Source organism: Microbispora oryzae, from assembly GCF_017896165.1.
Lineage (GTDB): Bacteria > Actinomycetota > Actinomycetes > Streptosporangiales > Streptosporangiaceae > Microbispora > Microbispora oryzae.
In genome coordinates, this window is the sequence record NZ_JAFCNB010000001.1 from 500,149 (window position 1) to 524,815 (window position 24,667).

The window sequence follows — 24,667 nt, forward strand, 5'->3', positions numbered from 1 at the left end:
GGAGAGCCTCCGGCCGCCGCCGGAGGCTTTTTTTCGTGGTCGGCGCGCTTCGGCGTGTCGCCCAGCCTGCCATCACCCACATATACCGGAATCGCGGAAAGTGTCCGCGAATCGCCACTCGAACGGCAATGCTCCGGATATATGACATTTTGTCCGGATCGAATCCGGGAGTCAGACGCCGAGGCTCCGCCGTACCTCTTCGAGGGCCTGCTCGGCGAGCGCCCGGAGGCCCGGGTCGGCCGGGTCGAGGCCGGGATCGAAGACGAACTCCCAGCGGGGCGCCTCGTGCCCGGGGATCCGGCGCGCCACCAGCCGCACGCCTCCGCGCGCGTCGAGCGGCACGTGCCGGCTCGCCACGATCGAGGCGGTCACCCGCTCGCGGATCGTCTCGGGCAGCGAGCCCGGCTCGGGCAGGAGCGCCCGGTGGACCGCGCGGTCCGTCATGGTGAGCGTCACCCCCTCCTCGTCCCACACGGCCTTGTCCATCCGGTGCCAGGGCAGCCGGAGCCCGTCCGGCAGGTACAGCGCCTGGGTGGTGGCCACGATGTGGCCCCCGCCGGCCGCTGGGGCATGGCTGATCACCCGCTCGCCGGTTTCGAGGGAGAGTGAGGCACGGATGTCGGCCGGGAGCCGCCGGGAGCCGAACAGCCCCCCGGCGCGGCCGAAGAGGGATGGCTTCGCGTCAGCCAATGGACACCGCCAGTCAGCACGTCGTCGGTAGTGGTGCCCGGCGTGACCCGCCGCGGACGGCGCATCCCGGACACTCTCCCGGCAGGCTATCCGCCGGGCCGATCAGGACGCGTCCCGGCCCCGTGTGCCTGGCCCCCCGGGCCGTACAGATACGGCGGTACGGATACGGCGGTACGAGACGGCGGTACGAGACGGCGCAGGGCCCCGCGGAACCGGGCGGGTTCGCGGGGCCCTGCGCGAGTGGAACGGTCAGTCGAGGTAGTCGCGGAGCATCTGCGCCCGCGTGGGGTGGCGCAGCTTGGCCAGCGTCTTCGACTCGATCTGCCGGATGCGCTCCCGCGTCACGCCGAACTCCCTGCCGACCTCCTCCAGCGTGCGCGGGTGGCCGTCCGACAGGCCGAACCTGAGCTGGATGATCCGCTGTTCCCGGTCGGACAGCGTCGCGAGGATGTCGTCGAGCTGGTCCTGCAGCATGATGAACGCCGCCGCCTCGATCGGCACGACCGCGTCGGCGTCCTCGATGAAGTCGCCGAGGTCGGAGTCCTCCTCGCCGATGGGCGACTGGAGCGACACCGGCTCCTGCGCGATGCGCTGGATCTCCACCACCCGGTCGATCGGCAGGTCCATCTCCGCCGCGATCTCCTCCGGGGCGGGCTCCCTGCCGAGGTCCTGGTGGAGCTGCCGCTGCACGCGGACGAGCTTGTTGATGGTCTCGACCATGTGGACCGGAATGCGGATGGTCCGCGCCTGGTCGGCGATGGCCCTGGTGATCGCCTGCCGGATCCACCAGGTGGCGTACGTGGAGAACTTGTAGCCCTTGGTGTAGTCGAACTTCTCCACGGCCCGGATGAGACCCAGGTTGCCCTCCTGGATCAGGTCCAGGAACAGCATCCCGCGGCCCACGTACCGCTTGGCGATGGAGACGACGAGCCGCAGGTTGGCCTCGATGAGGCGCTGCTTGGCCCGGACGCCCTCCCAGACGAGGTCTTCGAACTCGGGGCGGGCCGTCCTGATCGCGGGGCTCTCGCAGAGCTTGTCCTCGGCGAACAGGCCGGCCTCGATGGCCTTGGCGAGCTCGACCTCCTCTTCGGCCGTCAGCAGGGGCACCCTGCCGATCTCCCGGAGGTAGATCCTCACCAGGTCGCTCGTCGGCGCCCTCCGCGCGAGGTCCTCCTCCTCCTGCCTGCTGGGCTCCTCGTCGCCCTGCGGCTCTAGGACCTCCACCCCGTTCTCGGCGAGCATCCGCACGACGCGCTCAAGCGCGTCGGCAGGCAGCTCGGATCGGTCGAGCGCGGCGGCCACGTCGTCAACCGTGACGCTTCCGCGTTCCCTTCCCTTCGCGACGAGGTCCGCCACCTGATCGACGGATGGCGTCCTGCTTGGCAGCACCGATGCACCCACGCAACACAGTGTGCGGTACGGGCACATCAAAATGGCAGGCCTATTTTTGTCACTCAAGGTAAGGCGGAAGGAATGCCGAATCGAGATCCAAATTAATGTTTCATCGAACTCGGAGCTGGAAAGGGATGGTTATTCAGGCCCCGGCAGCTCGTTCTCGCAACACACGTCTCTGCTGCTCCAGGGCGACAAGCTCGCCGAACAGGCGGTTGTACTCCTGCTGTTCGTCGACCGGATTCAACCGTTGCAACCGCGACTTCAGCTGTGCGACCGCACGGCCCACCGCGACCTCCTGGAGTTTCGCGAGCACGGCCGCTCCGTAACGTTCCTCGGCGCTCACGTCGGCCTGCGGCGGCTCCACGGCGAACCGCGTGACGAGTGACGAGAGATCGATTCCCGGCTCCGCCGCGGGCGCCGCCACGGCGGCCTGGGCGAGCAGCCGGTCGACCCAGTCGCGCCCGCCGGGCCCCCCGGCGGCGGTCCCCCCGGCGGCCGTGACGAGGCCGTGCAGCGCCACGTGCTCGGGCAGCGTGAACGTCTCCGGCGGCAGCGCGTCGAACTCGGGGCCGAGCAGCGCGGGCCGCTGCACGGCGAGCTTGAGCGCCTCGGCCTCCAGCCGCGCGGCGGGGTCGAGCGGCTCGCGGGGGGCGGCGGCCCGCCCCGGGCCGGGCCGCCGCCCCGGCCGGCCCGCCTGCTCCGGGCCGCGCTGCTGGGTGCGGGCGATGACCTGCTGTATCCGCTGGATGACGAAGCCCTCGTCGAGGAAGCCGAGCCAGCGGTCGAGGTCGACGACGTAGGTCTTGCGCAGCCCCGGATCCTTGATGGAGGCGATCACCGGCGCCGCGGCGTCGAGCGCGGCCAGCCGGCCCTCGTTGGTGTTGAGGTCGTAGCGGGACAGCACGCTGCGGACGGCGAAGGCGAACAGCGGCTCACGGCCCGCGACGAGGTCGCGGACGGCGGCGTCGCCGTGCTTGATCCGCAGGTCGCACGGGTCGAGGCCGTCGGGCTGGACCGCGACGAAGGTCTGGGTGACGAACTTCTGCTCGTCCTGGAAGGCCCGCAGCGCCGCCTTCTGCCCGGCGGAGTCGCCGTCGAAGGTGAAGATCACCTCGCCGCGGAACTCGGCCTGGTCGAGCAGCAGCCGGCGCAGGACCTTGATGTGGTCCTCCCCGAACGAGGTGCCGCAGGTCGCCACCGCGGTCGGCACGCCGGCCAGGTGGCAGGCCATCACGTCGGTGTATCCCTCGACGACGACCGCCTGGGACCGCCGGGCGATCTCCCGTTTGGCCAGGTCGACGCCGTACAGCACCGCGCTCTTGTGGTAGATCGGGGTCTCCGGCGTGTTCAGGTATTTCGGCCCGTCGTCGGAGTCGAGCAGCTTGCGCGCGCCGAAGCCGATCGTGTCGCCGGTGATGTCGCGGATCGGCCAGACGAGCCGCCCGCGGAACCGGTCGACCGGCCCCCGGCGGCCCTCCCGGGCCAGGCCGCCCTTGATCAGCTCCTGCGAGGTGAACCCGCGCGACATCAGATGCCGCGACAGCGCCTCCCATCCGGCCGGGGCGTACCCGACGCCGAAGTGCTCGGCGTCGGTCCGTTCGAAGCCGCGCTCCGACAGGAAGCGCCGCGCGGGGGCCGCGTCGGGGGTGGTGAGCTGGGCGGCGTAGAACTCCGCCGCCGCCCGGTGCGCCTCGATGAGACGCACGCGCTCCCCCTGCTCGCGGCCCGGCACATAGCCGCCCTGCTCGTATCGGAGCTGGATCCCGGCCCGCTGCGCCAGCCGCTCGACGGCCTCGGTGAAGGTCAGACTCTCGATCTTGCGCACGAAGGTGATGACGTCGCCACCCTCGGCGCAGCCGAAGCAGTAGTAATAGCCGCGGGCCGGAGTGACGTTGAACGACGGGGACTTCTCGTCGTGGAAGGGGCACAGCCCCTTGAGGTTGCCGCCACCCGCGTTGCGCAACTGGATGTGTTCGCCGACCACGTCGGCGATCTGAGAGCGCTCCCGCACGAGCGCGATGTCGTCGTCGCTGATCCGCCCACCGTTCCGCCCTGCCACGTTCGCGAGTCTAGAGCCTGCCCCCGACAGGATGAGCTGTCGCCGTCACAACGGCGGCGCCCGCGGGGAACGATCCGCGGCGGGGGAGAGCCCCCGTCCGTCAGCCAGCCGTTACAAATCTGTTTGTCCCGATACAACGGAAAGGTTCGGTAACGTCATCCTGGTGGAGACCATGCGATCGGGGAGACTGGCCGCCCTCCTGGGCGCCGCGTGCCTTGCCGCCTCGTGCGGCGCGCCCGCCGGGGTGGCGGGCGTGAGCACGTCGCCGCCCACGCCCCCCGCGGGCGCGAACGGCGCCGCCACGGGCGTCCCTCCCGTGGAGGACCCGGTGCGGGTGCCCCCGCCGAAACTGTCGCCGTACACGTACGTCTTCCCGGTCAAGGACTGCAAGGCGTCCTACGCGCGCAAGCTCCTGGTGCTGCCCAAGACGACGATCTGGGCGGGCCGCGGCTGCGCGTTCGTGTCGCCCGTCGACGGCGTGGTGACCGAGGTCAACGACGCCAACCGGTGGAGCGCGAGCACCGACAGGGGCCAGGACCGCGAGGGCCGCTTCGTCAGCGTCAGGGGCGAGGACGGCGTGGTCTACCTGGGCGGTCACCTCGACTCGGTCGAGCCCGGTCTCGCACCGGGCGCCAAGGTCAAGGCCGGTCAGCAGCTCGGCAAGGTGGGCAATTCGGGCAACGCCCAGGGCACCGCGACCAATCTCTACTTCGCGATGTCCTGGCCCGCGCCGCCGCAGTACTGGTGGATCCGTCGCGGCGTCGTCCCGCCGTGGACCTACCTGGACGCCTGGGACGACGGCAACCGCACCCTCTCGCCCCGCAAGGAGGCGCTGAGACTGCGTCAGAAGCTCGGGCCGCTGCCCAAGTGCGTCAAGCTGTGCGCGTCCCAGCCGGCCAGTAGCGCCCCGGACCAGCAGCAGCCGCCGCAGCAGTCGCACAAGCCGACGAAGACCACCAAGCCGGACGACCCGAAGGTGGTCATCCCGCTCTGAGCGGCCGCATCCGGCCGGAGGAGAGCCGGCGGTGCCAGGCCGTCGCCGACGCGTCGGTGAGCGAGGCGATCTGGTCGACCACGGCCCGCAGCCGCCCGGCGTCGTCCGGCGCGTTCTCGAACGCCGGGCGCAGGGCCGGCTCCAGCGTTCCGGGGGCGCCCGCCATGATCAGCTGACCCAGCTCGGCGATCAGCTCGCGCTGCCTGGCCTGGGTCGCGTGGTGGTCCTCCCGCGACATGACGTAGCGGGCCGTCACGCCCTTGAGCAGCGCGCACTCCAGCCGGGTCGTCCGCGGCACCACGAGGTCGGCGTCGTGGCGGCCGTCCGCCTCTCTCACCCGGGCGCCCGGCACGGCGCGGCTCCCGTACGCCTCCCGGGTCGCGTCCTGCGCGGACCGGCAGAACCGGCCGATGAGAGAGCTGGTGAGGCGCTTGAGCGCGGCCAGGTCGGCCGGCCCGGCGTCGAACCGGCCCGGCCACAGCGGCTCGGCGAGCAGCCGGGCGAAGATCTCGGCGAGCTCGGCGGGGTCGGCGTCGGGGGCGTACCACTCCCGGGCCAGGGCGCAGACGGCCAGGCGCTCCTCCGGGTCGCGCAGGTCTCCGGCGGCGAGGTGGCCCGAGGCGAGCGCGTCCTCCAGGTCGTGCACCGAATAGGCCACGTCGTCGGCCCAGTCCATGATCTGGGCCTCGAAGCTCAGCGCGTAGTCGGGCGCCCCCTCCCTGATCCACTGGAAGACGGCCAGGTCGTCGGGGTAGGCGCAGTACGGCAGGCCCGCACCGGCGCGCGGGATCCCGGGCACCCGGCACGATGGGGCGGCCCAGGGATACTTGCAGACCGAGTCGAGCGCGGCCCGGGTGAGGTTGAGCCCGGCGCTGCGGCCGTCCTCCGTGATGACCTTGACCTCCAGCCGCGTCAGCAGGCGCAGGTTCTGGGCGTTGCCCTGGAAGCCGCCGCACGGCCCGGCGAGCTCGTCGAGCGCCTCCTCGCCGTTGTGGCCGAACGGCGGATGCCCCACGTCGTGCGCGAGGCACGCCGTCTCGACCAGGTCGGGGTCGCGGCCCAGGATCTTGCCCATCTCCCTGCCGATCTGGGCGCATTCGAGGGAGTGGGTCAGCCGCGTGCGGGGACTGTGCAGGCCGTAGTAGTCGGCCGGGGTCACCACCTGCGTCTTGGCCGCGAGCCGGCGCAGCGACGCGCTGTGCAGCACCCGGGCACGGTCCCGCTCGAACGCGCCGCGCTCGGGGTTCCCCGGCGGTTCGGGCACCCATCGCGCCTGGTCGTGCTCGTCGTAGCGGGCCATGCCTCCCCCTATCCTCCGGCCGCCCCCCGGCAGCGGGGAAAGGAGCGTACCCCCTATCGCCACGATTCACGACACCTCACCGCGAGTCGGAATCGCTGTCCAGGAGCGCGGCGCGGGCGGCCTCCAGCCGCGCGACCGGGACCCGGAACGGCGAGCACGAGACGTAGTCGAGCCCGATCTCGTGACAGAAGTGCACAGAGTCGGGGTCGCCGCCGTGCTCGCCGCAGATGCCGAGCTTCAGGTCCGGCCGGGTTCTCCTGCCCTCCTCCACCGCGATCCGCATCAGCCTGCCGACACCCTCGCGGTCGAGGGACTCGAACGGCGAGACCCCGAAGACGCCGAGGTCGAGATATCTGCCGAAGAACGCGCTCTCCACGTCGTCGCGCGAGAACCCCCAGGTCATCTGGGTGAGGTCGTTGGTGCCGAAGGAGAAGAACTCGGCGGCCTCGGCGATCTGGGCGCTGGTCAGGGCCGCGCGGGGCACCTCGATCATGGTGCCGATCCGCGCGTCCACGCCCGTCTCGGCCAGGATCCGCGCGGCCTCATCGCGGACGATCTCCAGCTCCTGCACCGCGCCGACGAGCGGGATCATGATCTCCGCGTGCGGGTCGGCGCTGTGCCGGGCGGCCGTGGCGATGGCGCGTACCTGCATGGCGAACAACCCGGGGACGGCCAGGCCGAGCCGTACGCCCCGCAGGCCGAGCATGGGGTTCTGCTCGTGCAGCCGCCGGACCGCGCCGAGCAGCCGCCGGTCCCGTTCCGGCGCCGCGCTCCCGGCCAGCGCCACCTTCACGCTCAGCTCGGTCAGGTCGGGCAGGAACTCGTGCAGCGGCGGGTCGATGAGCCTGATCGTGACCGGCAGGCCCTCCATCGCGGCGAACAGGCCGGTGAAGTCGGCCGTCTGCAGGGGTTCGAGCGCGTCGAGGGCGGCCTGGCGCTCCTCCTCCGCCGACGCCAGGATCAGGTCCTCCACCAGGCGCCGCCGGTCGCCCAGGAACATGTGCTCGGTCCGGCACAGCCCGATGCCCCGCGCGCCGAACCGCCGGGCCCTGGCGGCGTCCTCGGGGGTGTCGGCGTTGGCCCGCACGTCCAGCCGCCGCACCGAGTCGGCGTGGCGCATCAGCCGGTCGACCGCGGCGACAAGTTCGCTCCCGGCGGTCCCGTCCTCGAAGTAGCGGGCGACGGGCGAGGGGACGACCGGCACCTCGCCGAGGTAGACCGCGCCGTCGCCGCCGTCGATCGAGACGACGTCGCCCTCGTTCACGACGACGCCGCCCGGGGCGGTGAAGTGCCCGGCGTGCACGTCGACGTCCAGCTCCTCGGCCCCGCAGACGCAGGTCTTGCCCATGCCGCGGGCGACGACGGCGGCGTGCGACGTCTTGCCGCCCCGCGAGGTGAGCACGCCCACCGCGGCGATCATGCCCGCGAGGTCGTCGGGGTTGGTCTCCCGCCGGACCAGGATGACGGGCTCGCCCCCGGCCGCGAGCTCGACGGCCCGCGCGGAGCTGAAGACGACCCGGCCGGTCGCGGCGCCGGGTGAGGCGTTCATTCCGGTGGTGAGGCGCCGCCTGCCGGGGCCGGCGGAGAACCGGGGGAACATCAGGTGGACGAGCTGGTCGCCGTTCACCCGGCGCACGGCCTCGTCCAGGTCGATCAGGCCCTCGTCCACGAGCTGGGACGCGATGCGGAAGGCGGCCTCGGGGGTGCGCTTGCCGACCCGGGTCTGGAGCATCCAGAGCCGGCCCCGCTCGATCGTGAACTCGATGTCGCACAGGTCGCGGTAGTGGGTCTCCAGGGTGGCCATGATGCCGAGCAGCTCCCGGTACGACTTCGGGTCGATCGCCTCGAGGTCCTGCAGCGGGACGGTGTTGCGGATGCCGGCCACGACGTCCTCGCCCTGGGCGTTCTGCAGATAGTCGCCGTATACGCCGGGCAGGCCGGTTCCGGGGTCGCGGGTGAAGGCGACGCCGGTTCCCGAGTCGTGGCCCATGTTGCCGAACACCATGGCCACCACGTTCACGGCCGTGCCGAGGCCGGACGGGATGCGCTCCTGTCTCCGGTAGAGGACGGCGCGGGGGGCGTTCCAGGAGGAGAAGACGGCGGCGACGGCGAGGCGCATCTGCTCGCGCGGGTCGGCGGGGAACTCGCGGCCCGTCTCGTCCCGCACGATGCCCTTGAACGTCTCGACGAGCCGCACCAGGTCGGCCACGTCCAGGTCGACATCCTCCCGGTCGCCCTTCAGCGCGTCGAGCGCGCCTTCGAAACGCTCGCCGTCGATGCCGAGGACGGTCCTGCCGAACATCTGCAGGAGCCTGCGGTAGGAGTCCCACGCGAACCGCTCGTTGCCCGCCTGCTTGGCCAGGCCGAGCACGGACTGGTCGTTCAGCCCGATGTTGAGGACCGTCTCCATCATGCCCGGCATGGAGAACCTGGCGCCCGAGCGGACGCTGACCAGCAGGGGATCGGCCGCCTCGCCGAGGCGCTTGCCCATCCGGACCTCCAGGTCCGTCAGGTGGACGGCGACCTCCTCATCGAGCCCGTCCGGCATCCGGCCGTGGGAGAGGTAGTGGCGGCACGCCTCCGTGGTGATGGTGAAGCCGGGGGGAACGGGCAGACCGAGGTTGGTCATCTCCGCCAGATTGGCGCCCTTTCCGCCGAGCAGATCCTTGAGATCCTTGTTGCCCTCGGGGAAGTCGTAAACGTACTTGGGCATGCGACACTCCTTCTCCGGCCGCCACGAGACCGCGAATGTGGCCCACATCCGGGACTCTACCGGCGAGAAATATCGCCAAACGCCACACCCGCCCGAATACGACATAAGGCCAGCTCAACCCAGTGGAAGAGGTCTAATCCACTTCATCGAACGGCAAAGACTGGCGGCCTTTTCCGATCGACGTCGCTGGTATATACCAATTTCCCGGAAAATGCCCAGCGGCGGTCTCCCGGCGAATGGTGCAGACCATTGCCGTCGCACCATCCGCCGGCGATCTCGCGGCGCGTTCACCCGTCCATGGGGCGAGCGTGCGATATAAAGGTGCAACCCTCCGAATACAGTCGACTCCGGAGGGTTGCACGTGTCGTTCAGGATCTGGCGTGTCGCGCTGGTCGGACTCCTCGGGCTCGGCGCCATGGCGCCGGCCGCCACGGGGTGCGGAGGGAGCGCGCTCTCCCCCACCGGGCACGCCAGCGGGCAGGACAACCTCTCCTGGCGGCCGTGCGAGGAGACGGCCTCGTCGTCCGGGTTCGAGTGCGCCATGCTGCAGGTGCCGCTCGACTACGCGAAGCCGCAGGGCAGGAAGATCGGCATCGCCATGATCCGGCTGCCGGCCGCGGACAAGGCGACCCGGCTGGGGTCGCTGGTGTTCAACTTCGGCGGGCCCGGCGGCTCCGGCGTCTCCACCCTCATGAACGCGGCCGGGGCGTTCTCCACTCTCGGCCGCCGCTACGACCTGGTGAGCTTCGACCCGCGGGGCGTCGACCGCAGCAGCGGCGTCCGCTGTCTCAGCGACCAGGAGATGGACCGCTACATCACCCGCGAGCCCAGCGCGAACACACCGACGGAGACGCAGCTCATCACCGAGTTCGCCCAGGGATGCCGGCGCAACGCCGGGTGGATCCTGCCGTACGTGGGCACGGTGAACGCGGCGCGGGACATGGACGCGATGCGGGCCGCCCTGGGCGAGCCGCGGCTCAACTACCTCGGCTTCTCGTACGGCACCCATCTCGGCGCCGTCTACGCCACGCTCTATCCCGGTCACGTCGGCCGGATGGTGCTCGACTCGGCCGTCGACCCGTCGGTGGGCATGCTCGACGTGGCCAAGACCCAGGCGCTCGGCTTCCAGAAGGCGTACGAGGACTACCTGGCCGACTGCACGAAGACCCGCACGAGCTGCCCCCTGGGCGCCGACAAGGCGACCGCGGAGGGCACCGTGATCAAACTGCTCGACTCGCTGCGGCAGACCCCCGGCAAGGCCGACAACCGCGTGGTCACGGCGGACATCGCCAGGGCCGGGATCACCCAGGCCCTCTACAGCAGGCTGACCTGGCCGCTGCTGACCGACGCCATCGAGTCGGGCCGCAAGGGCGACCTGCGGGGCCTGCTCGCGATGTCCGACCAGTACGCCGGCCGCCGCCCTGACGGCACCTACTCGACGCTGCAGTTCTCGCTGGCCGCCATCGTGTGCGCGGACACCACCGACCGGCCGTCGGTGTCCCAGGCGGAGGACCTGGCCCGCCGGCTCGACCGGCAGACCCCGGTCTTCGCGCCGACGGCGATCAGCGCGGGCAGCTGCAGCGTGTGGCCGGTGCCCGGCGACGACGCCGCCCGGCGGGTCAACGCCACTGGGTCGGCCCCGATCGTCGTGGTGGGCACGACCAACGATCCGGCCACGCCGTACCAGTGGGCGCCACGTCTCGCCGATCAGCTGCGGACCGCCGTGCTGCTGACGCTGAACGGCGAGGGGCACGGCGCGTACGGCCAGAGCGCCTGCATCGACACCAAGGTCAACGCCTACCTGCTGGATGGGAGAGTCCCCGCCAAGGGCCAGCGCTGCTGACGGGGGCCTCCTCGGCGGTGGACCGGCAAGCGCGAAAAAGGCGCCCTCCGGAGGAATTCCGGAGGGCGCCTCGCCGGCCGTGCGGCCGTCAGTCGTTCAGGTGCGCGCGCAGGTAGGACTCGACCTGGTCGAGTGCGACCCGCTCCTGGGCCATCGTGTCGCGCTCCCGGATGGTCACGGCCTGGTCCTCCAGCGTGTCGAAGTCGACGGTGATCGCGAACGGGGTGCCGATCTCGTCCTGGCGGCGGTAGCGGCGGCCGATCGCGCCCGCGTCGTCGAAGTCGACGTTCCACCGGCGGCGGAGCCGGGCGGCCAGGTCACGGGCCTTGGGCGACAGGTCGGCGTTGCGCGACAGCGGCAGCACCGCCGCCTTCACCGGGGCGAGCCGGTGGTCGAGCCGCATGACCGTCCGCTCCTCCATGACGCCCTTGGCGTTGGGCGCCTCGTCCACCGTGTAGGCGTCGAGCAGGAAGGTCAGGGTCGCCCGGTCGACGCCGGCCGCCGGCTCGATGACGTACGGCACGTAACGCTCGCCGGACTCCTGCTCGAAGAACGACAGGTCGGTGCCGGACGCCTTGCCGTGCGCGGTGAGGTCGAAGTCGGTGCGGTTGGCGATGCCCTCGAGCTCGCCCCACTCGCCGCCGGCGAAGTTGAACCGGTACTCGATGTCGACGGTCCGCTTCGAGTAGTGGGACAGCTTCTCCTGCGGGTGCTCGTAGAGCCGGAGGTTGTCCTTGTTGATGCCCAGGTCGACGTACCAGCGCAGCCGCTCGTCGATCCAGTACTGGTGCCACTCCTCGTCGGTGCCGGGCTTGACGAAGAACTCCATCTCCATCTGCTCGAACTCGCGGGTGCGGAAGATGAAGTTGCCCGGCGTGATCTCGTTGCGGAACGACTTGCCGATCTGACCGATGCCGAACGGGATCTTCCTGCGGGCCGACTGCTGCACGTTGAGGTAGTTGATGAAGATGCCCTGGGCCGTCTCCGGCCGCAGGTAGGCGAGGCCCGACTCGTCCTCCACCGGGCCGAGGTAGGTCTTCAGCAGCCCGCTGAACTGCCGCGGCACGGTGAAGGTGCCCTTGTTGCCGCAGTTGGGGCAGGTGATGTCGGCCAGGCCGTTGGCCGGCGCCGACCCGTGCTTCTCCTCGTACGCCTCGATCAGGTGGTCGGCCCGGTAGCGCTTGTGGCACGACTGGCACTCGGTCAGCGGGTCGGTGAAGGTCTCGACGTGGCCGCTGGCCTGCCACACCTCTCGGGCCAGGATGACGCACGAGTCGAGGCCGACCACGTCGTCCCGGCCCTGCACCATGGTCTTCCACCACTCGCGCTTGACGTTGTTCTTCAGCTCGACGCCGAGTGGCCCGTAGTCCCAGGACGCGCGCAGCCCTCCGTAGATCTCGCTCGACGGGAAGACGAGTCCCCGGCGCTTGGCGAGGCTGACGATCGTTTCCAGGACGTCGGTGCGGCGTGCCATCAGTGGAGCTCCATCCGGCTGGGTGTCGGCGTTGAGATCGGGAGGGGATCGCGAGGTCCCCGGTGGATCGACGGACAGGCCGGCCATCGCGTGCCGGCGGCCGATCGGCCGGCACCTGCCCGAATCTGCGTCAAGCTTAGGGGAATCCGGAGCCCGGCGGCTCCGGACGCGGTCTCCGGCCCGCCGCCGGCCCGGCCGCCCCCTCAGATCATGCCCGCGGATCCCGTGGATCCCGGCGACCCGGCCCCGCCGCCGCCCGCGACGCCGTCCGGCAGCCCGTAGACGCCCTCGAACGCGCTCGGTTCGTTGATCATCAGGGTCATCAGCGGGTACATCGCCATGCGGGCCGCCGAGAGCGCGCGGCGGTAGAACCCGGCGCCCTCCCATTCGGTCACCACGGCCCACAGGACCGGCTCGTCGACGGACCGGCCGACCTGCCCGCGCAGGTATCCCGGCTGGGCCGCGAGCACGTCGAGGATCGCCCGCGCCTGCACGGAGAACTCCTCCGTCCGGGCGCCGGGCACCGAGTAGCGGATCACGGCGAGCATGGGGCCAGCATGCCATCTCCGCGCCCGCAGGGCCCTCACCGGCCCGCGCGGAGACCGCGCGCGCCGCCCTCAGGGCGCGGTCGCGGTACTAGGCTCGAACCGTGGCACGCGACACCGACCCGACACGCCGCCCGAAGGCGCCCGCGCATCCTCTGGCCAGGAAACCCGCGCCCGGAACGGCCGGCGCCCGGCCGCCGCGGCGCCCGCTCCCCCAGGGCGAGCAGTTCTTCACCCCCGGGGCCACCGGCGTGCGCCGGGCCGTCGAGCTGCGCAGCGCCGCCCCGCTGGTCTTCCTCTTCCAGCTGCCCCGCTGGGTCGTGCCGCTCGTCATGGTCGTGCTGCTGCTCGCCGGGCTGGTGGTGGCAGACTGGCGCGGCGGGATCGCGGTGCTGCCCGTCCTCGCGTTCGTCGGGTGGCTCGCCTACATGTCCTGGCCGTCGCTGCGCGCGTCCGCGCGGCTGCTCCGGGTGGCGCTCGTGACCTTCCTCGTCCTGATGGCCGCGACCCGCTTCGGCCTGATCTGAGCCCCGATCCCCGGCGGGGCACCGGGACGGCCGGGGCGAGATAGATTCGTAGGGCCACGCCGTCTACGGGAGTCCTGATGACCAAGAGCCGTGATGCCGTTCACGAGACCCTCCGGCAGAGCACGGGGTTCCGGAGCGCGCAGGACGTGTTCGCGGCGATGCGCGCGGGCGGCGCCAAGATCGGGCTCACCACCGTCTACCGGGCGCTCCAGTCGCTGTCGGACGCGGGCCGGGTCGACGTGCTGCGCACCGATGACGGGGAGTCGGTCTACCGGGCCTGTCAGAGCGAGTGGCACCACCACCACCTCGTCTGCCGTAACTGCGGGCGCACCGTGGAGGTGGCCGGGCCCGACGTGGAGCGGTGGGCCGAGGTCGTCGGCGCCGAGCACGGCTTCACCGAGATCACCCACACCGTCGAGGTGTTCGGCACCTGCTCGTCCTGCGCCGCCGCGCGGGATGCCTGAGCGGCGCCCGGCCCGGCACGGGAACGGCCCGCGCCGGGACGGCGCGGAGGATAGGCTGCCAGCGCGGTGACACAAGGGGAGACGGCGTGCCGTTCGGCCATGACATGGTGTTCTCGCTGACGACCGTGGTTGAGCTGATCAACACCGGGACCGGCGGGCGTGAGGGGCTCGGCGACGTCCGGGAGCTGGAGGATTTCGTCCGGCGTCGCATGGTCAGCGGAGTGCCGGAGATCACCCCGGCCGACCTCGCCGCCGTACGGGAGCTGCGCGAGGCCTTCCACGAGGTGTTCACCGCGCCCGACCGGGCGACGAGGGTCCGCCTGCTCAACACGCTGCTGGGCCGCACGCGGATCACGCCGCGCCTCACCGAGCACGACGGCTTCCCCCTGCACGTCCACTACTTCGCGCCGGGCGCCACGGTCGCCGAGCATCTGGCCGCCGACTGCGGCGTCGCCCTCGCCCACGTGCTGGTGGAGGACGAGTGGGAGCGGCTGCGGACCTGCGCCGTCCCCGACTGCGGTCAGGTGTTCGTCGACGAGTCGCGCAACCGCTCACGGGTGTACTGCGACAGCCGCACGTGCGGCAACCGCATGCACGTGGCCGCCTACCGGGCCAGGCGCCGGCCCGTCTCCTGACATCCGGCCCCCGGCCGCGACCGGCGCGGATGGGTCAGGAGACGACCTCGTTCGGGAGCGCCCCGCCGTACCTGCGGTCACGCTTGGCGAAGATCTCGCACGCCTGCCACAGGTCCCGCCGGTCGAAGTCGGGCCAGAGCTGGTTGAGGAAGACCATCTCGGCGTACGCGGACTGCCAGAGCAGGAAGTTCGAGGTGCGCTGTTCGCCCGAGGACCGCAGGAACAGGTCCACGTCGGGGATGTCGGGCTCGTCGAGGTAGCGGGCGAAGACCTTCTCGGACACCTTGTCGGGCTTGACCCGGCCGTCCGCGATCTCCTTGGCCAGCCGCACCGCGGCGTCGACGATCTCCGCGCGGCCGCCGTAGTTGACACAGAACTGCAGGGTCAGCGTGCTGTTCCCGACCGTCATCCGCTCGGCGTCCTGGAGCTCCTTGATGACGCTCTTCCACAACCGGCCGGGGCGGCCGGCCCACCGGACGCGCACGCCCATGGCGTTCAGCTCGTCGCGCCGCCGGCGGATGACGTCGCGGTTGAAGCCCATCAGGAAGCGGACCTCGTCGGGCGAGCGCCGCCAGTTCTCCGTGGAGAAGGCGTACGCCGACAGGTACGGGACGCCGATCTCGATGGCGCCCTCGATGACGTCGAACAGCGACGCCTCACCCATCCTGTGCCCCTCGGTGCGGGGCAGGCCGCGCGCCTTGGCCCAGCGGCCGTTGCCGTCCATGACGATCGCGACGTGCCGCGGTAGCAGGTCGCGCGGGATGGGGGGAGGCGTCGCCCCTGACGGGTGCGGGGTTGGAGGTCGGACCATGGTTCCGAGCGTATTGGCTCCGCTGTGGTCCTCAGGCGCGCGTCGTGTGCGGATTATGTGATTTCTCGCTCGCCCCCGGCCACTCCGGCGCGGCGGCGAGCGGCTCGGACCACGCCCGTTCCACGTGGCGGAGCGAGCGGATGCCGTGCTCCAGGTGCCACTGGAGATAGGCCGCGACGAGGCCGCTGCACTCGGTGCGGTGGCGGGACTCGGACGCGTCGGCGGCGGGCCAGTCGCCGCGCAGCAGCGCGATCATCAACGCGACGGTCTCCGCGGCGGGCACCGCGGCGCCCGGCGGGCGGCAGGCCCCGCACACCACTCCCCCGGCGACGATCGCGAAGGCCCGCACGGCCTCCGCCCCGCACCGCGCGCACTCCGAGAGCGCCGGGGCGTAGCCCGCGACGGCCAGCGAGCGCAGGAAGAACGCGTCAAGCACGAGGCGTGCCTCGTGCTCGCCCTCCGCCAGCGTTCGCAGGCCGCCGACCAGCAAAAGGAACTGGCGCAGGGCCGGCTCCTTCTCCCCCACGGTCAGCCGGTCGGCGGTCTCCAGCATCGCGGATCCCGCAGTGTAGCGGGGGTAGTCTCCCACGATCGCCTCACCGTACGGGTGGAGGGTCTCGACCTGCGTGACCACGTCCAGTGACCTGCCGGTGTGAAGCTGCAGGTCGACGTGGGAGAACGGCTCAAGCCGGGCGCCGAACCGCGACTTGGTCCTGCGGACTCCCTTGGCCACGCCGCGGACCTTCCCGGTGCGGCGGGTGAGGATCGTGATGATGCGGTCCGCCTCGCCCAGCTTCTGGGTGCGCAGCACGACGCCCTCGTCGCGGTAGAGGCTCACCTCTCCATGCTAGAGGGAGCCCGGCCCGCCCGCCGGTCCGGCACGAACGGTGAAAATTCGGTAATGATCTGGCGACGATGGCCTCTCCCCGCCCGACCCGGAGCTGTACGGCAGGTGGTCATGCGGTAAACCTGGGATGCGAAGGCTTTACCGAAAGGTCACTAAGCTTCTGCCTCCGGCGGAATCCGCGCGCCGGTCGGGCCCGGTGGCCTGATCTCCCCCCCGTTTGCGTGAAAGGGTGCCATGACCCGCGTGGTCCTGCTGGGCTCACCGCCCGATCCGATCGCTTCCCCGCCCCCAGGCGGTCAGCCCCTCCTGCCGGCCGACATCACGCTGGCGTCGCTTCCCGGGGCTCCCACCGTGTACGGCAGGCTGCTGGGGCAGCTCGCCTCCGTGGACGCCGACCCGGTGACGATCGCGCGGCCGGCCCACGCCGCCGCCTACCGCGGCCATGCGGGCCGGGTGCTGGAGAGCCCCGACCTCGCCGGAGACCTGCGGACGCTGGCCGACGTGGCCGAGACCGCGGAGGACGACCTGCTCCTCTTCCCGGCGGACGCCCTGGTGCACGACGAGCTGATCTACCAGATCGTCAAGGCCAAGCGGGCCGCGCTCACCCTGATCGTCAGGGAGGAGCGGGACGAGGACGGGCCGGAGGAGCCGCCGATCGAGGACGCGGAGCCGGAGATCGGCGCGAAGACGATCGAGGGCCTGCCCCAGCGCACCCGCGCCGGCCGCGGCCGCGTGATCTCCGTCGGCACCGCCTATCACGCCGTCACCAGGCCCAACGCGGTGCTGCTCGGCCCGATCCTGCTGCGCCAGCGGCACGCCGCGTCCCTCGCCGAGGCGGCCAGGGAGCTGGCCGACATGGTCCACCTGTTCGGCCCGGAGGACGACGTCACCGAGCTGCTCGTGCTCGGGCTCGTCCGCCGCGGCGTGTCCGTGGGCGTGCGCGGCCGCAGGGACCTGTTCTACCGGCGGGTCCGCGATCAGCGCGAGGCGGACGAGGCGCTGGCCGAGATGGCCGGCTTCAACGAGGACCGGGCCCGGCTCAACAACGCCGTCAAGGGCGCGGACGGCTTCTTCACGACGTTCTTCGTGAGCACCTACTCGCGGTTCATCGCCCGCTGGGCGGCCCGCCGCGGCCTCACGCCCAACCAGGTCACGCTGATCTCGATCGGCCTCGGCCTGCTGGCGGCCGCCGCGTTCGCGACCGGCACCCGGCCGGGCGCGGTCGCCGGCGCGGTGCTGATCTACTTCGCTTTCGTCTTCGACTGCGTCGACGGCCAGCTCGCCCGTTACGCCCGCAAGTTCGGCGTGCTCGGCGCGTGGCTGGACGCCACCTTCGACCGGTTCAAGGAGTACGCCGTATTCGTCGGCCTCGCCGTGGGGGCCACCGTCTCCGGGCAGTTCGGGGACGGCGAAGGGGTGTGGACCCTGGCCCTGGTCGCCCTGGGCCTCCAGTCGGTGAAGCACCTGGTGGACTTCTCGTTCGGCGCGGCCAACCGCCGCAAGGCGCCCGTCCCGCTGCCCACGCTGGCGCTGACCGTGGCCGACGACCGCCCGCTGCGGGCCGCGCTGGAGGAGCGCAGGGCCAGCCGGAGCACCGGCGTCCGCGGCCTGCTGAAGTTGTGGACCAAGGCCGGGAAGTTCCGTCCCGTCCACTGGGCCCGCAAGATGATCGTGTTCCCCATCGGCGAGCGCTTCGGCGCCATCGCGATCACCGCCGCGTTCTTCGATCCCCGCGTCACGTTCCTCACGCTGATCGTCTGGGGCGGCGTCGCGGCCACCTACACCCTCACCGGACGCATCCTGAGGTCGCTCGCATGATCACCCAGACGCAGCCCACCATGATCCCCGACCCGGACGAGGAACGCCGGCGCGTCCAGACCCAGCGGCTGCTGGCCTACCGCGACGACGGCCCCCTGGTGGCCCTGGTCAGAGGCCGCCTGGGCGGGGGCCTGCCCCCCGTTCCCGTCACCGTGTTCGCACTGCTCGTGACCGTCGCCCTGGCCGTGACCGGGACGCTCTCGGACGGTCCGGTGCTGCTGGTCCCGGTGCTGGTCACGGTCGTGCTGGTCACGGCCACGGCGCCGCGCGACCATCTGGGCCGGTTCGACTGGCTCACCCCGCCGCTGCTGCGGGCCACCGAGTTCCTCACGGTCATCCTGCTCGGGCTCGCAGAGGGCACGCCGAAGTGGCTGCTCTACGTGCTCATCTACGTCGTCGGCTACCACACGTACGACACCGTCTACCGCACCAGGCAGGGGATCTGGCCCCCGGCGTGGCTCTATCTGGCCGGCCTCGGCTGGGAGGTCCGCCTGCTGGTCGTCGGCGTGGCGGCGGCCGCCGGCGTGCTGACCCCCGTCGCGGTGGTCCTCACGGCGTACCTGCTCGTGCTGTTCTCCGTGGAGAGCGTGATCAGCTGGGTCCGGCTGGACAAGGCGTCCGCGCAGGCGCAGGCCGACCAGGACCTGGAGCAGTCGCCCGAGGACGCCGCCGAGCAGGTCACCGGCGAGGCGGAGCAGGGCTGACCTGGCTGAGGCGCGGGCCGGCCTCGGGGTGACCGCGGGCCGGCCCCAGGCGTGGCGAGGGGCGTCCGGCCGTCGGGACGGGTGCCCCGGTCATGAGCAGCTGTCGAACAGGGCCCAGACGACCTTGCCGTCCGCGGTGACGATCCAGCCCCACGCGACGCTCAGGGCGTCGACGAGGTGCAGCCCGCGGCCGGTCTCGGACAGGTCGCTCCACGGTGACAGAGCCGGGACGCGTTCGCTGCCGTCGCTCACGCCGCAGCCGATGTGCGACCGGTTCCTCACCAGCCGCAGCCGTATGGACGGGCCGAACCCGTCCCGCTGGGCGTGCCGCAGCGCGTTCGTCACGAGTTCGGAGACGACGAGCTGGGCGTCCGGGACCAGATGGGCGAAGCCCCAGCCGTACAGGATCCTCGCGGTGAAGTCGCGGGCGGCGGCCGCGGAGGTGCTCCGGCTGTGGAGGGCGCACGCCGCGGACCCGGGCAGGCCCGGCTCGGCGGCGTTGTCCCCGTCGAAGACGGAGGTCAACCAAGGAGGCGCGGTCGCGGCTCCCGGGCCTGCCAGCTCTGCAGTCATCGCCGTTCCCTCAGGTCTCACCCATTACATGATGTGAATTTCCCTGCCGCCGTGTATCTTGCCCTGCGTCTTGCGTATGCAAGCACGGGTGCACGTGCAAATGTCATTCCCGCGGGATTTTCATGCGCGGTTCATCGGAAAGTCGCCGATTCCACGGGTAACATGATCGTCTCCACGTAACCTTTTCGTTACTCGGGACTGGTTCACTGGAATGCCTTTTCTGGATCGGCGTGATGGAGACCGGCGTGGACATGGCCCAGGTGAACAGCGCGGCGTCCGCGTCTGCGGGAGCGGCACGGGGCGGCCCGACGGTCCTGCGGATCATGCTCGGCGCCCAGCTCCGGCGGCTGCGCCGGGACAGCGGCATCACCCCGGAGACGGCGGCGAGCGCCATCCGCGCCTCCGTCGCCAAGATCAGCCGCATCGAGCTCGGGCGGGTGGGGTTCAAGGAGCGCGACGTCTCCGACCTGCTCACCCTGTACGGAGTCGTCGACCCCGACGAGCGGGCCGCGCTGCTGGGCCTGGCCCACCAGGCCAACGTGCCCGGCTGGTGGCACAAGTACGGCGACGTGCTGCCGGGATGGTTCGAGTTCTACGTCGGCCTGGAGGAGGCCGCCTCGATCATCCGGTGTTTCGAGCTGCAGTTCATCCCCGGGCTGCTCCAGACCGCCGAGTACGCCCGCGCCGTCATGATGCTGGGTAACGCTGGCCGGGCGGGCGACGACGTGGAGCGGCGGGTCGACCTGCGGATGAGGCGGCAGGAGCGGCTGACCGGCGACGGCGCGGTGACCCTGTGGGCCGTGGTCGACGAGGCGGCGCTGCGCCGCGCGATCGGCGGGACGTCCGTCATGCGGGCGCAGATCGAGCACCTGCTGGAGATCACCCGGCGGCCGAACGTCACCCTTCAGGTGCTGCCCTTCGACCGGGGCGGCCACTCGGCCGCCGGGGGGCCGTTCACCATCCTGCGCTTCGAGCCGCCCGAGCTGCCCGACGTCGTCTACCTGGAGCAGCTCACCAGCGCCCTCTACCTGGACAAGCGCGAGGACGCCGAGGCGTACACGAAGGTCATGAACGCCATCTGCGTGGAGGCGTACCCGGCCAGCCGGACCACCGCGTTCCTGGAGTCCATGCTCGACGAGCTGCGGTGACCGGCCGGGCGCTCAGCGGTCCGGCAGCGCCGCGAAGAAGGCCCGGCAGGTCTCGGCGAACGCCGCGGCCCGGGCCGTGCGCCGCACGCCGCGGACCGTGGCCAGGACGACCTCAAGCGCCGGCACCTCGTCGCTGATCGGCACGCACACCACGCTGCCGCCGTCGTAGGTGTGGTCGCTCGCCGTCCGCTGGTTGAGTATCGAGTAGCCGTGGCCGCCCGCCACCAGGGCGCGGGCCGTCTCGTAGCTCGACGTGCGAAATCGCACCCGCGGCTCGGTGGGGTAGAGCGCGCGGAAGTAGTCGCGGCTGCTCGGCAGGTCGAGCAGGATCATCGGCTCCGCCGCGAGGTCGGAGAGCGAGACCGCCTCGGCCCGGGCGAGCCGATGCCCCGGCGGCAGCACCACGTAAGGCCGGGCCAGCGTCAGCGGGTGGACCTCGAGGTCGAGGGCGAGGTCGACCGCGTAGACGAGGGCGACCTCGCACCGCCCGTCGAGCAGCGCGGCCTCCATGGAGGAGATCTCCCCCTCCGACACGGTCACCCGCACGTCCGGATAGCGGCCGGCGAAGTCGCGCAGCAGCCGGGACAGATAGAACGGCGCGAGCGTGGTCAGGCAGCCGATGGCGAGCTCTCCGGTCAGCGCCCCCGCCAGGCCCCTCGCCGACTGGGCGAGCGCGGCGGCGTGGGCGAGGAACTCGCGCGCCTCCACCAGGAAGCGCTCGCCCGAGCGGGTAAGTGAGAGCCCCCTGGCGTGGTGGCGGATCAGGAGCTGGACGCCGAGCTCCCGCTCGACCTGGGCGATCGCGGCCGAGATCGCGGACTGCGCCACCATGAGCTCGCGGCTGGCCGCGGTCATGCTGCCGAGCTCGGCCGCCGTCACGAAGTAACGCAGCTGGACGAGAGTGAAGTTGACGTCCGCCACGAGACCATTCTGACCGTCTCTGTCTCGTCCGGCGCCCCCAAACCGGTATGAACTTCGAATGCCTTTTACCGGCGCTGATCAGGCATTTTCCTTTTGGAACCGCTTCGTGCCCACGGCCATACCCACGATCGCGAAGGTCAGCGACACGATCACCCCCCACACGACCTCAGCCGAGCCGTACGATCCGGCGAACAGCGCGCGCAGCGCCTCCACCGCGTACCGGAACGGCGTGAAGCGCGACACCACGTCGAGCCACGCCGGAGCGAGCGACATCGGCAGCAGCGCGCCCGACAGGAGCATGAGCGGGATGACCACCGTGGAGATGAGCGGGGCGAACAGCTCCTGCCGGATCGTCAGCGCGGCGGCGTACGACAGCGCCGCCACGCCGATCGACATGACCGTGATGAGCAGCAGGCCGAGCAGCAGGCCGGCCAGCGGCGCGCGCAGGCCCAGGACGTAGCCGATGACGATGATCGCGACTGCCTGCACCAGCATCACGACGCTGTCCCTGAGCACGCGGCCGAGCAGCAGCGACACCCGGCTGACAGGAGTCACCCGCAGCCGCTCCAGCACGCCGAACCGGTGGTCGATGACGATGCCGAAGCCGGCCAGCCCGGTGCTGACCAGCCCGAGCTGGATGAGCAGGCCCGGCACGAGGGTGCCCCACGAGCCCACCCCGCTGCGGGCGAACAGCGGGCCGAACAGCAGGAGATAGAGCATCGGCTGCACCGCGCCGAAGACGAGCGCGAAGCGGTTCTTGGCCGTGCCGCGCAGGTAGTAACCCGTGAGTGTGAGCAACGCGTTCACGCGGCGGCCCCCTCGCGCAGCGCGCGGCCGGTCAGGCCGAGGAACACCTCGTCGAGCGTCGCGGCGCCGCTGGCGCTCTTCAGCTCGGCGGGGGTGCCGGACGCGACGATCCGGCCGTGGTCGATGATGACGACGCGGTCGCAGAGCGCGTCGGCCTCCTCCAGGTAGTGCGTGGTCAGGAAGATCGTCATACCGTCCCGCTCGCGCAGCAGCCGCACGTGTTCCCACAGGTTGGCCCTGCTCTGCGGGTCGAGCCCGGTCGTCGGCTCGTCGAGGAAGAGCAGCTCCGGCCGGTGCAGCAGCCCCATGGCGATGTCCACCCGCCGCTTCTGGCCGCCGGACAGCGCCGCGGGCGTACGCCGTTCGAGCCCGGTCAGGTCGAACCGGTCGAGGAGGGCGGCGACGCGCTCACGCGCCTCGGCGCGGCGCATGCCGTACAGACGGGCCTGCAGCTCCATCTCGTCGCCGATCTCCGAGAACGGCCCGACCGTGCCGCCCTGGGGCACGTAGCCGATGCGCCGCCGGACACCTGTGGGGTCGGCGAACAGGTCGTGCCCGGCGACGGTCGCGGTGCCGGCGGTGGGCCGCAGCAGCGTGGTCAGCATCCGCAGGGTGGTCGTCTTGCCCGCGCCGTTCGGCCCGAGGAAGCCGACGATCTCTCCGGCGGCGACGTCGAGGTCGACGCCTCGCACCGCCTCCACCGTGCCGAAGGTCTTGGTGAGTCCTCTCGCGTGAATCATGCCGGTTAGAGTAACACCAAATTTGGAGTCACTTAAATATTGTGGTCACACAAACGCACGTACACTTGGGGCCGTGGAGGAGAGCCTGCGGGAGCGGAAGAAGCGGGAGACCCGGCAGCGCATCGCCGACGTGGCGATGGGCCTGTTCCTGCAGCGCGGGTTCGACAACGTCACGGTGGCCGAGGTCGCGCGGGCCGCGGACGTCTCCGTCAACACCGTGTTCAACTACTTCCGCACCAAGGAGGACCTGTTCCTCGACCGCAGCGAGGACGTCGAGGAACAGCTGGCCCGCGTGGTGCGCGAGCGACGTCCCGGAGAGAGCGCCATCAGGGCCGTGCGCCGCGACTTCTTCGACGCCCTGCGGACCGGTGACTGGCGCTATGGGATGCACGAGGGCGTGGACCTGTTCGCGCGGCGGGTCCGGGAGAGCCCGTCGCTGTCGGTGCGGATGCTGGAGATCGGCTACCGCCGCGAGGAGCGGCTGGCCCTCGCCCTCGCCGAGGACGCGGAGATCGACTCCGAGACCAAGTCCGGATCCGACGCCGACGACCTCACGCCGTGGCTGGTGTCCGCGCAGGTGTGCGCGGTCATCCGGGCGCTGACCCGGCACTTCGCGATGCGGCGGATGGCCGGTGAGGAGACCGAGCGCATCCTGGCCGACGTCCGGGATCAGGCGGAGCACGCCTTCCGCCTGCTGGAGCGGGGCATCGGCGACTACGCCGTCAGGCCCGGACCCGCTCCGGGAAGCCGCCCAATCCACGCCCCCGCTCCGCCCGACGGCGGTATCTGACGGGACCCGCGGGGCGCCGGCCGGACCAGCCGGTCAGCCGGTCAGCCGGTCGGCGGTCCACGCCAGCGACCGCATGATCCGGGCCTGCGGCAGACCGAGAGTGTGCCGCTGGAACCGGTAGACCTCCGGCGCCAGCGGGGCGAGCGCCGTGTCGGCCACCACGTCGGCGTCGGGCACTCCGGCCCCGGCCAGCAGCGCCCGCACGTGCGCCCGCCAGAAGCCGTACGCCCCGGTGCCGAACCGGGTGGCCCCGGTCTCCGCGCCCAGCACCAGGTGAAGGTGGCGCTCCAGCAGATCGATCATGGCCGTGTAGAAGGCGGTCAGCCGTTCCGCGGGCGCCGCGCCGGGGCCGAGCGGCGGGGGCCCCTGCAGGATGTGCTCCTGCAGCGACCGCTCGTGCTCGTCGAGCAGGGCCGTGGCGATCGACGCCGGGTCGGGGTAGCGCCGGTAGAGGGTCGCCCGCCCGACACCGGCCGCCCGGGCGATGTCCTCCATGGTGACCTCACGGGGATCGCGGGCCGTGAAAAGTTCCTCGGCCGCCCGCAGCACCCGGGCCCGGTTGCGCGCGGCGTCCGCCCGCTCCCGGACCGGGCCTCCCCTGGGGCCGGGGTCGAGCACCGGAAGCTCCCGCCCCGGGAGCGGGACGCCGGCGGCGCCGTTCCCTCCGCCGTTCGCCCCGTTGCGTGACCGGCCTGCGGAAACACCGACGACCCTGGCGCCCGCCCGGGGGTCGGCCCCGTCGCCGGTCGTGGATGACATGTGCCCATCGTAGCAACGACAAACCAACTATGTGGACACATCGTCCGGTTACGCCTACCCTGTTGGGAGTCAACAACCGGACGTGACGTCCACTTATGTGAGGATCGCCT

The 24,667-nt window shown here is 71.5% G+C and carries 23 protein-coding genes; 9 read left to right on the forward strand and 14 right to left on the reverse strand.

Annotated features, from left to right (window positions below; genetic code table 11):
- Positions 1-171: 171 nt before the first annotated feature.
- The 3 genes from JOL79_RS02285 to dnaG all read right to left on the reverse strand — a co-directional run bounded on the left by JOL79_RS02285 (position 172) and on the right by dnaG (position 4,144).
- Entirely contained in the window at positions 172-690 is a 519-nt protein-coding gene (locus JOL79_RS02285) for a hypothetical protein (protein WP_230984020.1), read from the reverse strand.
- A 249-nt stretch (positions 691-939) separates the two neighbouring features.
- The gene (gene rpoD, locus JOL79_RS02290; protein ID WP_210154182.1) at positions 940-2,079 is read right to left on the reverse strand and encodes an RNA polymerase sigma factor RpoD; all 1,140 of its coding nucleotides are present in this window, start codon (positions 2,077-2,079) and stop codon (positions 940-942) included.
- A gap of 145 nt (positions 2,080-2,224) precedes the next feature.
- The gene (gene dnaG / locus JOL79_RS02295) at positions 2,225-4,144 is read right to left on the reverse strand and encodes a DNA primase (RefSeq protein ID WP_210153900.1); all 1,920 of its coding nucleotides are present in this window, start codon (positions 4,142-4,144) and stop codon (positions 2,225-2,227) included.
- Positions 4,145-4,316: 172 nt separating this feature from the next.
- Here dnaG and JOL79_RS02300 point away from each other — a divergent pair, with 172 nt between their 5' ends.
- Positions 4,317-5,138, forward strand: coding sequence for a M23 family metallopeptidase (locus tag JOL79_RS02300; protein WP_210154183.1), 822 nt, complete (start codon positions 4,317-4,319; stop codon positions 5,136-5,138).
- Here the strand turns inward: JOL79_RS02300 and JOL79_RS02305 are convergent.
- Together JOL79_RS02305 and ppdK are read right to left on the reverse strand one after the other, a co-directional pair.
- Complete coding sequence (locus tag JOL79_RS02305) at positions 5,125-6,438, reverse strand: deoxyguanosinetriphosphate triphosphohydrolase (RefSeq protein ID WP_210153901.1); 1,314 nt, start codon at positions 6,436-6,438, stop codon at positions 5,125-5,127. The genes JOL79_RS02300 and JOL79_RS02305 overlap by 14 nt on opposite strands.
- A 76-nt stretch (positions 6,439-6,514) precedes the next feature.
- The gene (gene ppdK / locus JOL79_RS02310; RefSeq protein ID WP_210153902.1) at positions 6,515-9,151 is read right to left on the reverse strand and encodes a pyruvate, phosphate dikinase; all 2,637 of its coding nucleotides are present in this window, start codon (positions 9,149-9,151) and stop codon (positions 6,515-6,517) included.
- Positions 9,152-9,512: 361 nt separating this feature from the next.
- On the opposite strand from ppdK, the gene JOL79_RS02315 reads away from it, so the two are divergent.
- The gene (locus JOL79_RS02315; protein WP_307848259.1) at positions 9,513-10,994 is read left to right on the forward strand and encodes an alpha/beta hydrolase; all 1,482 of its coding nucleotides are present in this window, start codon (positions 9,513-9,515) and stop codon (positions 10,992-10,994) included.
- 88 nt (positions 10,995-11,082) lie between these two features.
- Here JOL79_RS02315 and JOL79_RS02320 read toward each other — a convergent pair whose 3' ends face one another.
- Together JOL79_RS02320 and JOL79_RS02325 are read right to left on the reverse strand one after the other, a co-directional pair.
- Positions 11,083-12,468 carry a glycine--tRNA ligase gene (locus JOL79_RS02320; RefSeq protein WP_210153903.1) on the reverse strand — a complete coding sequence of 462 codons (1,386 nt, stop codon included), beginning with the start codon at positions 12,466-12,468 and terminating at the stop codon, positions 11,083-11,085.
- A gap of 203 nt (positions 12,469-12,671) precedes the next feature.
- Entirely contained in the window at positions 12,672-13,016 is a 345-nt protein-coding gene (locus JOL79_RS02325) for an antibiotic biosynthesis monooxygenase family protein (RefSeq protein WP_210153904.1), read from the reverse strand.
- A 101-nt stretch (positions 13,017-13,117) separates the two neighbouring features.
- Between JOL79_RS02325 and JOL79_RS02330 the strand changes: the two genes are divergently transcribed.
- From JOL79_RS02330 to JOL79_RS02340, 3 genes are all read left to right on the forward strand, one after another.
- Positions 13,118-13,540 carry a DUF6703 family protein gene (locus tag JOL79_RS02330; protein WP_307848260.1) on the forward strand — a complete coding sequence of 141 codons (423 nt, stop codon included), beginning with the start codon at positions 13,118-13,120 and terminating at the stop codon, positions 13,538-13,540.
- 77 nt (positions 13,541-13,617) lie between these two features.
- Positions 13,618-14,004, forward strand: a complete 387-nt coding sequence (locus tag JOL79_RS02335) for a Fur family transcriptional regulator (protein ID WP_210153905.1) — start codon at positions 13,618-13,620, stop codon at positions 14,002-14,004.
- Between the two features lie 86 nt (positions 14,005-14,090).
- Positions 14,091-14,639, forward strand: a complete 549-nt coding sequence (locus JOL79_RS02340; protein ID WP_307848261.1) for a CGNR zinc finger domain-containing protein — start codon at positions 14,091-14,093, stop codon at positions 14,637-14,639.
- Between the two features lie 34 nt (positions 14,640-14,673).
- Here the strand turns inward: JOL79_RS02340 and JOL79_RS02345 are convergent, their stop codons facing one another.
- Positions 14,674-15,450, reverse strand: a complete 777-nt coding sequence (locus tag JOL79_RS02345) for an isoprenyl transferase (protein WP_210153906.1) — start codon at positions 15,448-15,450, stop codon at positions 14,674-14,676.
- Between the two features lie 31 nt (positions 15,451-15,481).
- A complete protein-coding gene (recO, locus tag JOL79_RS02350) occupies positions 15,482-16,288 on the reverse strand; it encodes a DNA repair protein RecO (protein ID WP_210153907.1) in 807 nt (268 codons plus the stop codon).
- A 243-nt stretch (positions 16,289-16,531) separates the two neighbouring features.
- Between recO and JOL79_RS34835 the strand changes: the two genes are divergently transcribed.
- Both JOL79_RS34835 and JOL79_RS34840 read left to right on the forward strand, forming a co-directional pair.
- A complete protein-coding gene (locus JOL79_RS34835; protein WP_210153908.1) occupies positions 16,532-18,115 on the forward strand; it encodes a CDP-alcohol phosphatidyltransferase family protein in 1,584 nt (527 codons plus the stop codon).
- The gene (locus tag JOL79_RS34840) at positions 18,112-18,819 is read left to right on the forward strand and encodes a DUF5941 domain-containing protein (RefSeq protein WP_210153909.1); all 708 of its coding nucleotides are present in this window, start codon (positions 18,112-18,114) and stop codon (positions 18,817-18,819) included. Before JOL79_RS34835 ends, JOL79_RS34840 begins: the two co-directional genes overlap by 4 nt.
- A gap of 90 nt (positions 18,820-18,909) precedes the next feature.
- On the opposite strand, the gene JOL79_RS02365 is transcribed toward JOL79_RS34840, so the two are convergent.
- The gene (locus JOL79_RS02365) at positions 18,910-19,392 is read right to left on the reverse strand and encodes an ATP-binding protein (protein WP_210153910.1); all 483 of its coding nucleotides are present in this window, start codon (positions 19,390-19,392) and stop codon (positions 18,910-18,912) included.
- A gap of 251 nt (positions 19,393-19,643) precedes the next feature.
- Here JOL79_RS02365 and JOL79_RS02370 point away from each other — a divergent pair, with 251 nt between their 5' ends.
- Positions 19,644-20,540: a Sco1979 family transcriptional regulator gene (locus JOL79_RS02370; protein WP_210154187.1), complete on the forward strand. Its 897-nt coding sequence runs from the start codon at positions 19,644-19,646 to the stop codon at positions 20,538-20,540.
- A gap of 12 nt (positions 20,541-20,552) precedes the next feature.
- Here JOL79_RS02370 and JOL79_RS02375 read toward each other — a convergent pair whose 3' ends face one another.
- From JOL79_RS02375 to JOL79_RS02385, 3 genes are all read right to left on the reverse strand, one after another.
- Positions 20,553-21,461 carry a LysR substrate-binding domain-containing protein gene (locus JOL79_RS02375; protein ID WP_210153911.1) on the reverse strand — a complete coding sequence of 303 codons (909 nt, stop codon included), beginning with the start codon at positions 21,459-21,461 and terminating at the stop codon, positions 20,553-20,555.
- Positions 21,462-21,539: 78 nt separating this feature from the next.
- Positions 21,540-22,268, reverse strand: a complete 729-nt coding sequence (locus JOL79_RS02380; protein ID WP_210153912.1) for an ABC transporter permease — start codon at positions 22,266-22,268, stop codon at positions 21,540-21,542.
- Entirely contained in the window at positions 22,265-23,008 is a 744-nt protein-coding gene (locus JOL79_RS02385; RefSeq protein WP_210153913.1) for an ABC transporter ATP-binding protein, read from the reverse strand. The genes JOL79_RS02380 and JOL79_RS02385 overlap by 4 nt, the downstream gene beginning before the upstream one ends.
- A 73-nt stretch (positions 23,009-23,081) precedes the next feature.
- Here JOL79_RS02385 and JOL79_RS02390 point away from each other — a divergent pair, with 73 nt between their 5' ends.
- Positions 23,082-23,798: a TetR/AcrR family transcriptional regulator gene (locus JOL79_RS02390; protein WP_210153914.1), complete on the forward strand. Its 717-nt coding sequence runs from the start codon at positions 23,082-23,084 to the stop codon at positions 23,796-23,798.
- Between the two features lie 33 nt (positions 23,799-23,831).
- On the opposite strand, the gene JOL79_RS02395 is transcribed toward JOL79_RS02390, so the two are convergent.
- A complete protein-coding gene (locus JOL79_RS02395; RefSeq protein WP_210153915.1) occupies positions 23,832-24,557 on the reverse strand; it encodes a TetR/AcrR family transcriptional regulator in 726 nt (241 codons plus the stop codon).
- Positions 24,558-24,667: the final 110 nt, after the last annotated feature.